Consider the following 13,029-nt stretch of genomic DNA (forward strand, 5'->3'; position numbering starts at 1 on the left):
GATCGTCCCCGGTCGTCCCCCGGTCGCCCCCGGTTGATCTTTCCGCGGCGGGGTAGCGAAGCGGCATGGCCTCCGACAACGCATCCACCACGGCGACCGGCTACGTGCAGCCCGACATCGACGCCCGTTCACTGGCGGCGGTACTCGACGGCGAGTACGCCGAGATCCGCGACCTCGTCCGGACCAACCTGGCGACGTACGCCTCGGTTCTCGAGGAGGCCGAGGAGCTCGACATCGACGCGTTTCGTGAGCGGGTGCGCGAGATCGTCGTCGAGATGGCCGCGACGGGCCAGACCGGCATGGGCTTCCCGGCCACGTACGGCGGAGGAGGCGACGTCGGAGCCTCGATCGCCGCGTTCGAGACCCTGGCCTTCGGTGACCTGTCGGTGCTGGTGAAGGTCGGTGTGCAGTTCGGACTCTTCGGGGGCGCGATCCTGCACCTGGGCACCGAACACCACCACGAGGCCTACCTGCCGGACCTGATCACCGGGCAGCTGATGGGCTGCTTCGCGATGACCGAGACCGGGCACGGCTCCAACGTCCAGGCGCTCGGCACCGTCGCGCGGTACGACGCCGGCCGCCAGGAGTTCGTCATCACGACCCACGGCGACCAGGCACGCAAGGACTACATCGGAAACGCCGCCCGCCACGCCGAACTGGCGGTCGTCTTCGCCCAGCTGGAAGTGGGAGGCCGGTCCGAGGGCGTGCACGCCTTCGTCGTACCCGTCCGGGTCGACGGCGAGCCGGCGCCCGGCGTCCGGATCGAGGACGACGGCCGCAAGATGGGGCTCAACGGTGTGGACAACGGCCGCATCTGGTTCGACGGCGTGCGGGTGCCGCGCGAGGCCCTCCTCAACAGGTTCGCCGACGTCAGCCCCGAAGGCGTCTACACGAGCTCGATCGAGAACCCCGACCGGCGCTTCTTCACCATGCTCGGCACGCTCGTCCAGGGCCGGGTCAGCGTCGGCGGCGCCGGGATCAACGTATCGAAGGTCGCTCTGGCGGTCGCCACGAAGTACGCCGTACGGCGCCGGCAGTTCGCGGCGACCTCGGACACCGGGGAGCAGCTCCTCCTGGACTACGGCCTGCACCAGCGTCGGCTGCTGCCACTCATCGCCCGCACGTACGCCTTGCACTTCGCACAGGACGTCGTGCGTTCGCAGCTGCACGACGTCTTCTCCGGCCACGTCCCGGGCATCGAGGACGACGCGCAGGCACGGCGCCGGCTCGAGTCACGAGCAGCAGGCCTCAAGGCGCTCGGCACCTGGCACGCCACCCGGGTCGTCCAGGAGTGCCGCGAGGCGTGTGGCGGTGCCGGCTATCTCGCCGTCAACCGGTTCGCCGCGCTCAAGAACGACAGCGACGTCTTCACCACCTTCGAGGGCGACAACCACGTCCTTCTGCAGCTCGTGGCCAAGGGGCTGCTCACCGATCACGCGAGCGAGTTCGAGGACCTCGACCAGCTCGGCATGGTCCGTTACGTCACCAACCTCGCCGTCGAGACGGTCATCGAGCGGACCTCCGCCCACAAGCTGCTCGAGCGGGTACGCGACCTGCTGCCGGGCGGCGACGAGTGGGACCGCGAGGCCGGCCTGCTCGACTCGGAGTACCAGCTCGCCATGGTCCGCTTCCGGGAGGAGCACATGCTCGCCGGCCTGGCCCGCCGGATCAAGCGCGGGATCGACCAGAAGCGTGATCCCGGCGCCGTCTTCTCCCAGGTGCAGGACCACGTCATCGCGCTCGCCCGAGCCCACGTCGAGCGGCTGGTGACGGAGGCCTTCGTCGACAAGGTACGCAACCTTCCCGAGGGCGACGAGAAGGCCGCGCTGGCCTTGCTGTGCGACCTGTTCGCACTGTCGACGATCGAGGCTGACCGGGCCTGGTTCATGGAACACGGCAGGCTGACCGTCCAGCGCTCGAAGGCGATCACCCGAGAGGTGAACGACCTCTGCCGCAAGGTCCGGCCGCTCGCGGTCGACTTCGTCGACGCGTGGGGCATCCCGCCTGAGATGCTGCGAGCGCCGGACCTGGTGGGCTGAGCCGGGCCCGGCCGCGCCATGACGACCGACTCCCCGACGGCACGCCAGGAACGGACCTGGGCGGCTTCATCACGGAAGATGCGGGAAGCAGTACGCCACCAGCCTTATGCGAGGAGTCGCCATGACTACGTTCGTCATCACTGTTCCCGGCACTTTCCTCTCAGGGATCACTGATTCCGCGCGGTCGGTTCTCGAGCGGGAGCTGGCGTCCCAGCACACGGACGTGAGTGAGAGCGAGGGCCTGGACCTGCTCACCGTGCACGAGGAAGGCACGTTCTCGATCCGCCTCGAGATCGATGCCACCGACCGGTACGAGGCCGAACTGGACGCCACTCGGCTGGTCTCGGCCGCGCTCAAGGAGGCCGGGATCGCGGAGGCCGAGGCACCGCTCGGCCCGCCGGCCGTCACGGGCATCGACAGCGACCTGTGACGGCGGCGGGCCGGACGGGCAGGGAGGTGCTCAGGCGGCGGGAGCGAGTTCCGCGCGGCCGAAGAGCAGCGCGAACCCGGACGGGAGCTGGCGCAGGATGCGGGTGAGCAGGTCGGGGCCGGCCAGGGCGGCGACGGCGGCGAAGACGGCTCCGGTGTCCCAGCGGGTGGTGGCCAGGGATGCCTCGGCGCGGGCGGCGAGGTCCTTGACGAAGGCCCAGCCGGTCAGGGGCTGGGTGTCAGGAATCTGGGCGGTGAGCAGGCGTGCGGCTTCGAAGGGGAGGCGTGCGGCGAGTTCGACGCGCTCGTCGCCCGTCAGCTGGCGCCCCAGCCCTGCGACGACCAGACGGACGGCCTCCTCGGCCCGCTCGCGGGTGGGATAGGCGCCTTCGTAGCGGACCTTCTCCAGCATCTGCTCGTACGACATCGCGGGCACAGGCTGCAGCGGAACGCGCGCATGGGGAGACACTTGCTGTGATTGCCTTTCTGTCAGTCGCCGGGATGGTGGTCACCGTGGTGAGTGGATGAGTAGGTGGATGCGTGATCAGGAGGGCTCGGGGCGTCCGAACAGGAGGTCGTAGCCCGCGGGAAGCTGGAGCAGGATCTGTCCCAGCAGCTCGTCACCGGCCGCGTCGGCGGCAGTGCTGAGCACGGCGCTGACGTCCCAGGCAGCGGTCTGCTCGGTGGCCCCCTCGATCCAGGCGGCCGTCGCCCGAATGAACCGCTCCGGTGGGAGCGGCTCGGCGCTCTGCAGCGGGTTGAGGAGGATCAGGGAGAACTCTTCCGGCAGGCGCGCCGCGAGCTCGGCGCGGACCCCGCCGATCAGGTGGGCTCCCAGCAGGGCGAGCACCACACGGGCCGTACGTTCTGCTTCCTGCAGGGTGTCGTACTCGCCGCGCTCCTTCACCGTGTCGAGGAACGCTTCGCGTCGCAGGGTCACCGCCGCCACCTTCTTCGGTCGATGGGGTGCGGAGGACGGGAGAGGGGGAGGTCGTCGACCCGTCCTCCGCCGCTGTTCGGCACTTGCGCCGCTGTTCGGCTCTTGCGGCCCTCGGGTCAGCCGGAGATCTCTCTGCGGTCGGATCCGCCGCCGATGGCGATCTTGCGGGGCTTCGCCCGTTCGGCGATCGGGATGCGCAGGGTGAGAACGCCGGCTTCGTAGTCCGCCTTGATGCGTTCGGTGTCCAGGGTGTCGGCCAGCATGATCTGGCGCGAGAAGACGCCCAGCGGCCGTTCGGACAGTTCCATCTGCACGTCGTCGGCGTGCGTCGCGGGCCGGCGCTCGGCCTTGACCGTCAGCATGTTCCGCTCGACGTCGATGTCGATCGCGTCGGCGCTGACGCCAGGAAGGTCGAGGGCCACCACGTACTCGTCGCCCTCGCGGTAGGCGTCCATCGGCATCACGGACGGCCGGGACCAGGTGCCAGGGCCCATCAACTGCTGAGCCATGCGGTCCAGCTCACGGAAGGGGTCAGTGCGCATCAACATCGTGAGAACACCTCCAGAAGGATTGGGCAGTGGCTGCCAATGCGCTTCACTGAAACCGTTGTACCATGTCATCCAATGGATGACAAACATCGGTGTCGTCCACTGGATGACAAGCTCAGGGAGGTGCTCATGACAGCAGCCGACGAGTCGGCGCCGTTCAGGGCCGACGGCCGCAGCCCGGCTTCGTTCCTCGCCGCCGCGGCGGCGTTGGCCGCCATAGACGACGCCCTGCACACCGCGCGGCAGGCGACCTCCGACGCCCCCGCCGCCCGCCCCGGTCCGGAGCAGGCCCTGGCCTCCCTCCTCCTGCTGCGGCAGGTCCGCGAGCAGCTCGCAGACTGGGAGACCGGCCTCATCGAAACGGCCCGGCACGCGGGAGCCAGCTGGGCCGACCTTGCCCACCCGCTCGGCGTGGCCAGCCGCCAGGCCGCCGAACGCCGCTACCTGCGCAACAGGCCCGGCCCCGCCGGAAGCACCGGCGAACAACGCGTCCAGGCCACGCGGGAGCGCCGCGCCGCCGACCGCACCCAAGCCGAATGGGCCCGCCGTAACGCCGCCGACCTGCGTCGCATCGCCGGTCAGATCACCGCCCTCACCGATCTCCCCACCGCGGCCCGCCGCCCACTCGACCAACTCCACGCGGCTCTCGCCCACAACGACCCCGCCGACCTCATCCATCCCCTCAACGCCACCCGCCCCCACCTGACCGCCACACACCCCGACCTCGCCGCCCGACTCGACACCCTCACGCCCCCCGCCCCGGCCCCACCCGACTGACCCACCACCGACCAGCAGCACCGGCACACACGCCGACTTCGTCGCGCGAACCAGCGGGCGCCGGCGACGGCCTGACGCGGGTCATGGGGACAGTTACCGAGGGGAGCCGCCGATATCGTGGTCCTATGACTGGCTCCGTGCAGCGCGCACTGCTGTTTCTCGACGTCGACGGGCCGCTCATCCCCTTCGGCGGGGTGTCCGGGACGTATCCGACCTGTGCGCCGGACCTCGACCTGCCCGGTGTCGGCGCGAACCCGCTCCTGACCAGGATCAATCCCGAGCACGGGCCCCGGCTGGCGGCACTCCCGTGCGAGGTGGTCTGGGCGACGACATGGATGGCGGACACGAACGAGTGCATCGCGCCCCGCATCGGTCTCCCTCAATTGGCAGTGGTCGTCTGGCCGGAGCCGTCCGACGTCGATGACCAGGACGAGCGGAACGGACTGCACTGGAAGACCCGGGCCCTTGTCACATGGGCTGCGGGTCGCCCGTTCGCCTGGGTCGACGACGAGGTCACGAACGCCGATCGGGCCTGGGTCGCTGCCCATCACCAGGGGAAAGCCCTGCTCCATCGCGTCGATCCGAGCCAGGGCCTGACCGACAGCGATTACGCGGCTCTCGACTCATGGCTGCGGCAGCCGGTCTGACACCGCTGGCGAGCCACAAGCCGCCGATCTCGCCCGAGGTCCAACATCCGCCCGTCGGAAGGCCCTTGGGGGCCACCTGGCACGATGTGATCATGACGCAGGACATACAGACCCACGGAGAGGCGCTCGTCGCCGCCGCTCGTGCCGGCGACACCGAGACCGCTCGTCGGCACACCGACTTCTTCGTGCTCGGCAAGCACGTGGACGAAGGCATCCCGTACTGGGAGCAGGCCGTGGCGGCCGGCGACGCCTTCTCGCACTACACCCTTGCCCGGTACCGGAAGATCCGGGGTGATCGCCCGGCAGCGGAGGCGCTGTACCGCGCCGTCGCCGACCGGCACGCCGGATGCGCCTACGGCCTTGGCGTACTGCTCCGCGAGAATGGTGATCCGGAGGCCGCCGAATGGTTCCGTCGCGGCTGGGAGGGCGGACGCCACCTCGACTGCAAGATCGAGCTCGGCAAGCTGATCGCCGCCGAGGGGCGCCCTGAGGAGGCGTCGAAGTTCCTGATGAGCGACATCGATCTGGGCGACATCGCGGTCTTCCGCTGGTCGCAGCTCTTCGACTCGATCCGCGAGGACTTCGACCGCGTCGCGGCCGGGCTCGCCGAAGCCGAGGCCGCCGGGGACGGGGACGCCGCCGCCGAGGCGCTGCGCCCGCTCTTCGCCCTGGAGCAGCACTTCCGTGACTACCCGGGTCTCACGACCGAGGCCGCCGGTTACTACCGCCGGGCTTCCGCGCTCAGCGGCTCCGCCCGCGTGGACCACGCCGTGTTCCTGACGGAGACCGGCGGCGAGGAGTCCTGGCCCGAGGCCCGCGGGCTGGTACTCCAAGCTCACGAGGAGGGCTACGGAGGCGCCGCGTACGCACTCGGAGTCCTCCACGAGCAACGCGGCGAACTCGGCGACGCCGAGCACTGGTACGGCCTCGCGGCGGCCGACGGAGTGCAGCCGGCTCAGTGGAACCTCGCACTCCTCTGCAAGCGGCAGCGACGGTACGAGGAGGCCGAGCGCTGGCTCCGGGAGGTCGGTGAGGACGACGAGGATGTCGTCGAGCAGCTCGCCCGGATCGCCGCGATCCGCGCGAACGGCGGCGTCGGCCCAGGCAAGGACCTGCGTCGACTGCCCGGACTGCGCGATCGGGCCGAGGCGGGCGACGTGCAGGCCTCGTACGCGTACGGGAAGATCCTCGGCTCCTGGGGCGGCGCGGACGACCGCCACCTGGTCCGCTGGATCGAACCCGCCGCGCTGGCGGGGGACCCGCATGCGGCGTACGACCTCGCGGAGCTGTACGCGGCGCTACGCAGGCCGGCACTGCGCGACCAGTGGTACCGAACGGCCGCCGAGGCGGGCCACCACGACGCGTGCAACCAGATGGGGTGGCTCTCCGAGTACCACCGGGACTACCAGGAGGCCGAGCGCTGGTACGTACGGGCGGCCGGTGACGGATCCCCGCTGAACGCCATGCTCGCGGGCAAACTCAAGGCACAGCGCGGCGCGTACGCCGAGGCGGAACCGTTTCTCCGCGACGCCTGGGAGCAAGGCGGCGACACCGCTTACCGAACGGAAGCCGCCGGGTACTACGGACTAGTCCTCCACCGACTGGGCCGCCTCGCGGAAGCTGTCGAGCCCCTACGAACCGCCGCCGCACGCTGGGACGACGACGTAAGCGCCCGCTACAGCCGGGACGACCTGGACGTACTGACCCGAACGGTCGACCCGAAGAAGGAACTGGCCAAGGTGGAGGCGGCGCTGGCGGCGTGAAACGCACGAGTGTCGGGGACCTCGCGGCAGCGGCCGCCGCTGCCGCGCGCCGCACCCCGTCGGCCGCGTGCTCGCCCTGTCCGGAGATCCGGCGCCGGGCGAGACGGCCATCCATCCCCACAGCCCGGTAACCCTCTACCCCTGCTCCGCCATGTCCTGGACCTGCTGGTCGATGGACTCCAGCACCGCCTTCGGATCGGCGGTCGGCGCGACGGCCTTGCCGATGTTGCGCTTGATGGTGTTGCTGACCTGCAGCCAGGACGGTTCGTTGACCGGGTAGAGCTCGGCACCGCGCAGGGCGTTCAGGAATTGCGCGCTGCTGGGGTCCGCCGCCGCGTCCTTGGAGGCCTGGGTCGCGGACACCGTCGATGGCAACAGGTGATAGCGCCCGGCGAATTCGTTGAGGTTCTTGTCTTCGTAGACGAATTCCAGGAAAGAGCCCACGAGTTCACGATTGTCGTCGTGCTTGAAGGCCATCATCCAGTCGGCGACGCCCGCCGACGGCAGGGTCTGCTTGTCTCGCAGCGTGTCCGACACCGGCATGCTCAGGGTGCCGACCTTCATGCCCTTCGCCCTCGCCTCGTGGAGGAGCGAGGGGTAGCCGTTGAGCATGCCGACCTCGCCGCGCAGAAAGGCGGCGAACGCATCCTGCCGGTTGAGGTCGGCCGGCGGAACGGGTCCTGTCAGACCCGGCGTGACCAGGTTGTCCTTGATCCAGCGGAACGTCTGCGTGTTCTGCTCGGACGCGATGCTGTAGCCGCCGGTGCTGCTGGCGTACCCCCCGCCGTTGCTCAGTTCCCAGATCAGGGCTTCGGCGTGCGCTTCCTCGGGGCCGAGCGGCAGGGCGTACGGGTAGAGCACGTCCTCCTCCTTCAGCGCCTTGGCCGCCCTCTTCAGGTCGGACCACGTCTTCGGCGGCTCGGCTTCGGCCTTGTCGAACAGCTCCTGGTTGTAGAAGAGCAGCCGGCTGCTGGCGACGAAGGGCAAGCCGTAGAGGGTGTTGCCCACCGAACCGGCATCCGCGAGCGCCGGCAGGAAGTTCGCCTCGGCCTTGATCGACAACAGCTCGCTGGCGGCGTAGAGGCGGCCCTGCGCGGCGAAGTCGGAATAAGCGCCCATCAACGCCACATCAGGGGCATTTCCCTCCTCGACCATACGCGTGACCTCGTGATCGACGTCGGCCCACGGGTAGAGGGTCACCTCGACCTTCGTGCCGGGGTGGGCGGCGGTGAAGGCGGCGGCGAGCTTGTCCCAGTACGCCTGGGAGCTGTTCGCCGGGCTGTTGCCGTACTCGGCGGCCACCAGGCGCAGGGTCGTTCCGTCACCGCCTGCGGACGAGCCGCAGGCGGTGACGAGGGAGCCCAGTAGTCCGAGCGCGGCAACGGAGGCGGTCGTGCCGAAGAGTCTTCTTGGTCGCACGGAGTCTTTCCTCTTGATCTTTTTTGGACAGTGCGTCCGGAATTCTCTCCCGGCCCGGGACGAAATGCGCCCCCTGCCCAAAGGTTGTGGCTGTTGCTCTAACTGGGCCGGTTCCGACTGGTGTTTTCCGATATGCCGTCGCCGATTCCAACGCGCGTAGAACCCTCCACGGTGTCCCACACGACTCCGGGATGGAGCATTGACGAGTAATGCCCGCGGGACCGCTTCCGCCCCGGCCCCGGGCCGGGACTGTTGTGGCCGCCGATGTCCCGCCCGCGTCGGCTGGTAGACGGACGCACGGGGTGCGGGCCGGCTTGCGGGTGCAGTAGCGCTGCGTCAGGTTCTCGGTCGGGTTCTGCAGCGGGGGAGGGGTGGCGCGCAGGTGGTACTACGACCTCCTACGACGCGACCCTGATCCGCCGGACGCGCCCTTACCGCCCGAAGACCGCGCGTCTCGACACCAAAGCGCCCGTTGTCGTCGAAGGATTGCTCGATCCGTCCGTGTGTGGGTCATGATCAGGGGATGGGGTCGATCATCACCAGTCTGCCGGCGGAGTTCTGGACCGTCCGGTACGACGGTTCGCGTTTCCCGGGCGCCGCCGCCGTGGCCGCCCGGCCGGGCCTGGCGGCCGGCGCCAACTGCCAGGTGTTCGCCTACGAAGTGCTCAGACACTACGGCCTGACCCCTCCGGACCTGCGCTCCTCCGAGCTCTGGAGCGACACGGAGGCAACGGTCCGCGTGCCGGTCGCGCAGCCCCTCGACCTGGTCCTGTTCAACTCCACAGCCCGCGCCTACGGCGCTCATGTCGGTGTACAGGTCGGGGACGACGCGATCCTCCACCTGTGCGCGGAAGTCGGGCACCCGACGGTGTGGGAAGCTGCGGACTTCGCGGCACGAGAGCGCTACGGCGTCCGGCTCGGCGCCAAGAGGGTCCTCTCGCGCCGGACGGCCTGAGACCGTGCTCGTGGCCGATGGCGGGATCACCGTCAGATCCTCGATGCCATCGCGTACAAAACGCTCTGCTCAGCCACGCCTGCGCAGCCACCCTCAGAAGTATGACCAGCCGCGCAAGGTCCGACGAAGCTCCTGGGTATCACCTGCCGTACAGGAAGGAACGGGCCGGGACGAAGATCTCGTGACCGGTCGGGAAGCGGACACGTACTCCGGCCTCCGTCCATGTGACGGACTCGATCCCCTTGGCGCCCAGGACGGTGTCGACGTCCACCCAGTGTCCGTAGGACAGGCTGGAATCCCTGGCGATCACCATCTTGTAGGACTGCCGCCCGGACAGGCTGTGCTGGTGCACGAGCCCCAGGAAGTGTGGCGACCCGTCGTCATAGGCCACCGAGGTGGGGGCAGTGTTGCGGTACGTCACCTCGGTACGCGGCCACCACAGAACGGTCATGACTGCTGCGCTCAGCAGGACACCCGCTATGCCGCCCAGCAACATCCTGCCGATCCCGAGCGCCCGGCGGGGCTGTGTGGTCTGGGAGGGTCGGTCGGGGGTGAACGTGACGATGGTGCCCCTCCAGGGTTGGCGTTGCTCCGCACCGGCCGGCCGGTCGGCGACGGCTCTGCGAGTAGGACGCGGGCACGGGCCGATTGGTTCTGGTGCGTGTGGGGTTGAAGGTGATGGGCTCAACCGCAGGTGAGCCGGCCCGGTTCTGACGAGAACTCAGGTGGCCACAACGGCTCTTCAGCAGCGCACTTGCCAAGCAAGGGACGTGTCGCAGGCGCGCATCAGGAGCACCATCCGGCTTCAGGGCACGACACGACAGCGAAGAAGCCCCGAGGCCAACCGTCGACTTCCCTGCCAACGTCGCCGATGTCAGGGGTACGCCCACCGCTTCCGAGGCGGAACCACTGCACGAGGCGGCGGGCAGGCGGACGTCGGCTCAGGCGCCCTGAGTACGATCACCTACTCCGGTCTGAGTACGCGAGCGGTCGCCCCGCCGCGCGCGACGACGGAAGGGTGGACGCATGCGCCGACTGATGCTGCTCGCCCCGCTGTTGCTGCTCACCGTCGGCTGCGGCGTGGTGCAGTCCTCCGAGGAAGAAGCGGCGGACGCCGCACGGGAGGTGGCCAGGAAGGCGGGCGAGCGGCTCTACGGTCAGCGTCCGCGCACGGCGGAGGAGGTCGGGCGCTCCGCTTCCGGCATCGACGGCGTGGACGTACTGCGGGTGACGGGTACCTCCACACACGAAGGCGACGGCGTCGACGTGGTCGTCCGCACGTCCGGCTCGGCCTACAACGGATGGGTCGACGTTGAGGAGGTCGCCGTGCTGCGTTGCTTCGCGGTGCGGGTGTCGCCCAGGTCGGAGTGGGGCGAGGGCCCCCGCGACGTCGACTGCCCGGACGGCCCTCCGCTGACCTTCGCCCCTCCACCCGAACCGCCCCGCCTGCCGTACGAGGAACTCCGCACGAAACTTCCCCGCGTCCCGGCGGGCGGCCGGGTGGACGAGGCCGAGGTGCGCCGTACGCTCGCCGCCCTGGACATGCATCCGGCGATCCGCACGGAGGTGAAGGCGGGCAGCGGCCGGGTCGGAGTCCTCCTGTCGGTGAAGGGCAACGGCTACGACGCGCAGGACTGCCTTCTTGCCCGGGTGAGCCCTGGCGCCACCGACGTCTGGGTGCCGCCGCGGATCCAGCGGATGCCCGGAGAGGGCGGCTGCACCATCGCCAACGCCCTGGACCCCCTACCGCCGCCGCACTGAACGGGGGCCTGTCGTTGCGGACCGCGTACGGGATCTTGAGACCACGATCAGCCCATGGCAGGCTCATGCCGCATGATCGATGAATTCGCGAAAGGCAACCTGCACCGGAGACTGCGGCGGGACCGCGAGGCGCTGCTCTGGAAACTCGACGGCTTGTCCGAATACGACGCCCGCCGGCCTTTGACAGCGACCGGGACCAACCTCCTTGGCCTGGTCAAACATGTGGCGACCGTCGAGGCCAGATACTTCGGCGAGGTCTTCGACCGCCCTTCCCCCGAACCGCTGCCCCGGTGGCAGGACTCCAACGGCAGCGATCTGTGGGTGGCCGAGGACGAGACCCGCGATCAGATCATCGGGTTCTACCGGCGCACGTGGGAACACTCGGACGCGACAATCAACGAGCTTCCCCTCGACGCCCCGGGCCACGTGCCGTGGTGGCGGGAGCCCCATCCCAACACGAACCTGTTCGCCATCATGGTCCATGTCCTCGGCGAGACCATCCGGCACGCCGGGCACGCCGACATTTTGCGCGAGGGCCTCGACGGCCGGACCGGGGTGCGCGCCGAAAACGCGCAGCAGATCGACGAGGAAGCCCGCGCAGCCTACTGCGCGAAGATCGAGCGAGCCGCCAGGTCGGCCGCCCCGATCGAGGCTTAGGGATGGTCTCACGTGACGTGCGTGACGTGACGTTCGTGCGGCACGATCGCCGAGGTCGGTCCATCTCGCCCCGGGCCCCGATTTCGTCCGGCATCGCCCGGTGCGGCCGACGCCACAGGCCTGCCTCGGTCCACACCGTGAAGGAAGAGGGATCGCCGACCGGCCGAAACCGGTCGATCGTGGCAAGAAGGGCAGCAAGCTGCACGTGATGTCCACGGTCCGATGCCGTTGGCGGCCAGGTTCGGTCAGCTGCTCGCCCTGTAGTTCATGAACCAGTGGGTGTCGAAATAGTGGGCCATCGTGTACGGATGGTGCGGGTCGACCAGGATGCGGCAGACGAACTCGGAGGCCTGGTGGTCGAAGAGAAGGTCCTTGCCGTCGAAGGACCGGACCACCACCGGCCAACGGTCGGGGTCGCCGGCGTCGGTCCTCCAGCAGTACAGGTCCTTGTGCTCCGTGCCCGCCCAGATGAGCAGGCCGTCCTCCCTGAGGTCCGTCCACGGCTCCTGGTTCAGGTTCAACCACCCGTCGAAGGCGCCCTCGCCGAACGTCTCGACCATGCGCTTGTAATCGCTCGGCACCGCGGTGCCTAGGCGCGCCTCCGCCTCCGCCCAGTCCACGTCCGGCCGCTGTGCGGGCTGTGTCCAGTTGGTGATCCGTTTGAGCCGCTGTATCCAGTCGACGTCCTCGTCCGGAGCGGCCGCCAAGGGCTCGGGCACCGTCCTGTGAGCGACCATCAACACCGGCCGCTCGACCCCCTCTGCGTCCCGCGCCGTACCGGTGCCGACCCACTGGTCCCCGTACGCCCACGCCCGTATCGTCACGGCCCGGTCCTCGAAGGGGACGAGGAGCGCCGCACCCTTGGAATCGTCGACCGTCGGATCGGTGAAGCCGTCGAGGACGAGGGTGCGCGGTGTGCCGTATCTGCTGCCCAGGAGGTCGGTCAGCTCCTGCGGATCGAGGTCTCCGGGCAGATACATGTAGTCGCCCGCCGGTTCGAGTTGGGCAAGCAGGTCGTTGATGGTCGCTTGTGTGAGCTCCATGGGGACAGTGAAGCGCACGGCACTGACACAGGACGTGCTCACAGGCGCCGA

Annotated in this window: 14 protein-coding genes; 8 read left to right on the top strand and 6 right to left on the bottom strand. The window is 69.3% G+C overall.

The genetic code is table 11. From position 1 onward, the window contains the following. Positions 1 to 65 precede the first annotated feature (65 nt). Together ACWF79_RS10855 and ACWF79_RS10860 are read left to right on the top strand one after the other, a co-directional pair. Positions 66 to 2,039 (top strand): acyl-CoA dehydrogenase family protein, encoded by a 1,974-nt coding sequence (locus tag ACWF79_RS10855; RefSeq protein WP_453727738.1) that lies wholly within the window; start codon positions 66 to 68, stop codon positions 2,037 to 2,039. Between the two features lie 121 nt (positions 2,040 to 2,160). Next, a complete protein-coding gene (locus tag ACWF79_RS10860; protein WP_453727739.1) occupies positions 2,161 to 2,469 on the top strand; it encodes a hypothetical protein in 309 nt (102 codons plus the stop codon). A gap of 30 nt (positions 2,470 to 2,499) precedes the next feature. On the opposite strand, the gene ACWF79_RS10865 is transcribed toward ACWF79_RS10860, so the two are convergent. The 3 genes from ACWF79_RS10865 to ACWF79_RS10875 all read right to left on the bottom strand — a co-directional run bounded on the left by ACWF79_RS10865 (position 2,500) and on the right by ACWF79_RS10875 (position 3,956). Further along, on the bottom strand, positions 2,500 to 2,895 hold the full coding sequence (locus ACWF79_RS10865; protein ID WP_453727809.1) for a DUF2267 domain-containing protein: 396 nt from the start codon (positions 2,893 to 2,895) through the stop codon (positions 2,500 to 2,502). Between the two features lie 117 nt (positions 2,896 to 3,012). Beyond that, a complete protein-coding gene (locus ACWF79_RS10870; protein WP_453727740.1) occupies positions 3,013 to 3,408 on the bottom strand; it encodes a DUF2267 domain-containing protein in 396 nt (131 codons plus the stop codon). A 116-nt stretch (positions 3,409 to 3,524) separates the two neighbouring features. Beyond that, positions 3,525 to 3,956: an Hsp20/alpha crystallin family protein gene (locus tag ACWF79_RS10875; RefSeq protein ID WP_453727741.1), complete on the bottom strand. Its 432-nt coding sequence runs from the start codon at positions 3,954 to 3,956 to the stop codon at positions 3,525 to 3,527. A gap of 129 nt (positions 3,957 to 4,085) precedes the next feature. On the opposite strand from ACWF79_RS10875, the gene ACWF79_RS10880 reads away from it, so the two are divergent. From ACWF79_RS10880 to ACWF79_RS10890, 3 genes are all read left to right on the top strand, one after another. Further along, positions 4,086 to 4,733 carry a type III effector protein gene (locus ACWF79_RS10880; protein ID WP_453727742.1) on the top strand — a complete coding sequence of 216 codons (648 nt, stop codon included), beginning with the start codon at positions 4,086 to 4,088 and terminating at the stop codon, positions 4,731 to 4,733. Between the two features lie 125 nt (positions 4,734 to 4,858). Beyond that, positions 4,859 to 5,380: an HAD domain-containing protein gene (locus ACWF79_RS10885; protein WP_453727743.1), complete on the top strand. Its 522-nt coding sequence runs from the start codon at positions 4,859 to 4,861 to the stop codon at positions 5,378 to 5,380. A 92-nt stretch (positions 5,381 to 5,472) separates the two neighbouring features. Beyond that, complete coding sequence (locus ACWF79_RS10890; protein ID WP_453727744.1) at positions 5,473 to 7,143, top strand: tetratricopeptide repeat protein; 1,671 nt, start codon at positions 5,473 to 5,475, stop codon at positions 7,141 to 7,143. A gap of 135 nt (positions 7,144 to 7,278) precedes the next feature. Here ACWF79_RS10890 and ACWF79_RS10895 read toward each other — a convergent pair whose 3' ends face one another. Continuing rightward, positions 7,279 to 8,445 carry an extracellular solute-binding protein gene (locus ACWF79_RS10895; RefSeq protein ID WP_453727745.1) on the bottom strand — a complete coding sequence of 389 codons (1,167 nt, stop codon included), beginning with the start codon at positions 8,443 to 8,445 and terminating at the stop codon, positions 7,279 to 7,281. A gap of 640 nt (positions 8,446 to 9,085) precedes the next feature. Between ACWF79_RS10895 and ACWF79_RS10900 the strand changes: the two genes are divergently transcribed. Then, the gene (locus ACWF79_RS10900) at positions 9,086 to 9,517 is read left to right on the top strand and encodes a hydrolase (protein ID WP_453727746.1); all 432 of its coding nucleotides are present in this window, start codon (positions 9,086 to 9,088) and stop codon (positions 9,515 to 9,517) included. Positions 9,518 to 9,656: 139 nt separating this feature from the next. Here the strand turns inward: ACWF79_RS10900 and ACWF79_RS10905 are convergent, their stop codons facing one another. After that, complete coding sequence (locus tag ACWF79_RS10905; protein WP_453727747.1) at positions 9,657 to 9,968, bottom strand: hypothetical protein; 312 nt, start codon at positions 9,966 to 9,968, stop codon at positions 9,657 to 9,659. Between the two features lie 575 nt (positions 9,969 to 10,543). Here ACWF79_RS10905 and ACWF79_RS10910 point away from each other — a divergent pair. Both ACWF79_RS10910 and ACWF79_RS10915 read left to right on the top strand, forming a co-directional pair. Next, a complete protein-coding gene (locus ACWF79_RS10910) occupies positions 10,544 to 11,278 on the top strand; it encodes a translation initiation factor IF-2 (RefSeq protein WP_453727748.1) in 735 nt (244 codons plus the stop codon). A gap of 72 nt (positions 11,279 to 11,350) precedes the next feature. Next, entirely contained in the window at positions 11,351 to 11,935 is a 585-nt protein-coding gene (locus ACWF79_RS10915) for a DinB family protein (RefSeq protein WP_453727749.1), read from the top strand. 245 nt (positions 11,936 to 12,180) lie between these two features. Here the strand turns inward: ACWF79_RS10915 and ACWF79_RS10920 are convergent, their stop codons facing one another. Beyond that, entirely contained in the window at positions 12,181 to 12,978 is a 798-nt protein-coding gene (locus tag ACWF79_RS10920; RefSeq protein ID WP_453727750.1) for an SMI1/KNR4 family protein, read from the bottom strand. Positions 12,979 to 13,029: the final 51 nt, after the last annotated feature.

This window comes from Streptomyces sp. NPDC054975, from assembly GCF_053609105.1.

Excerpts from the sequence above, each read along its gene's own strand:
- ACWF79_RS10910 (WP_453727748.1), top strand. The coding sequence starts at position 10,544 with ATGCGCCGACTGATGCTGCTCGCCCCGCTGTTGCTGCTCACCGTCGGC.
- ACWF79_RS10875 (WP_453727741.1), bottom strand. The coding sequence starts at position 3,956 with ATGTTGATGCGCACTGACCCCTTCCGTGAGCTGGACCGCATGGCTCAG.
- ACWF79_RS10865 (WP_453727809.1), bottom strand. The coding sequence starts at position 2,895 with ATGTCGTACGAGCAGATGCTGGAGAAGGTCCGCTACGAAGGCGCCTAT.
- ACWF79_RS10885 (WP_453727743.1), top strand. The coding sequence starts at position 4,859 with ATGACTGGCTCCGTGCAGCGCGCACTGCTGTTTCTCGACGTCGACGGG.
- ACWF79_RS10920 (WP_453727750.1), bottom strand. The coding sequence starts at position 12,978 with ATGGAGCTCACACAAGCGACCATCAACGACCTGCTTGCCCAACTCGAA.
- ACWF79_RS10900 (WP_453727746.1), top strand. The coding sequence starts at position 9,086 with ATGGGGTCGATCATCACCAGTCTGCCGGCGGAGTTCTGGACCGTCCGG.
- ACWF79_RS10890 (WP_453727744.1), top strand. The coding sequence starts at position 5,473 with ATGACGCAGGACATACAGACCCACGGAGAGGCGCTCGTCGCCGCCGCT.
- ACWF79_RS10905 (WP_453727747.1), bottom strand. The coding sequence starts at position 9,968 with ATGACCGTTCTGTGGTGGCCGCGTACCGAGGTGACGTACCGCAACACT.
- ACWF79_RS10880 (WP_453727742.1), top strand. The coding sequence starts at position 4,086 with ATGACAGCAGCCGACGAGTCGGCGCCGTTCAGGGCCGACGGCCGCAGC.
- ACWF79_RS10860 (WP_453727739.1), top strand. The coding sequence starts at position 2,161 with ATGACTACGTTCGTCATCACTGTTCCCGGCACTTTCCTCTCAGGGATC.
- ACWF79_RS10915 (WP_453727749.1), top strand. The coding sequence starts at position 11,351 with ATGATCGATGAATTCGCGAAAGGCAACCTGCACCGGAGACTGCGGCGG.
- ACWF79_RS10855 (WP_453727738.1), top strand. The coding sequence starts at position 66 with ATGGCCTCCGACAACGCATCCACCACGGCGACCGGCTACGTGCAGCCC.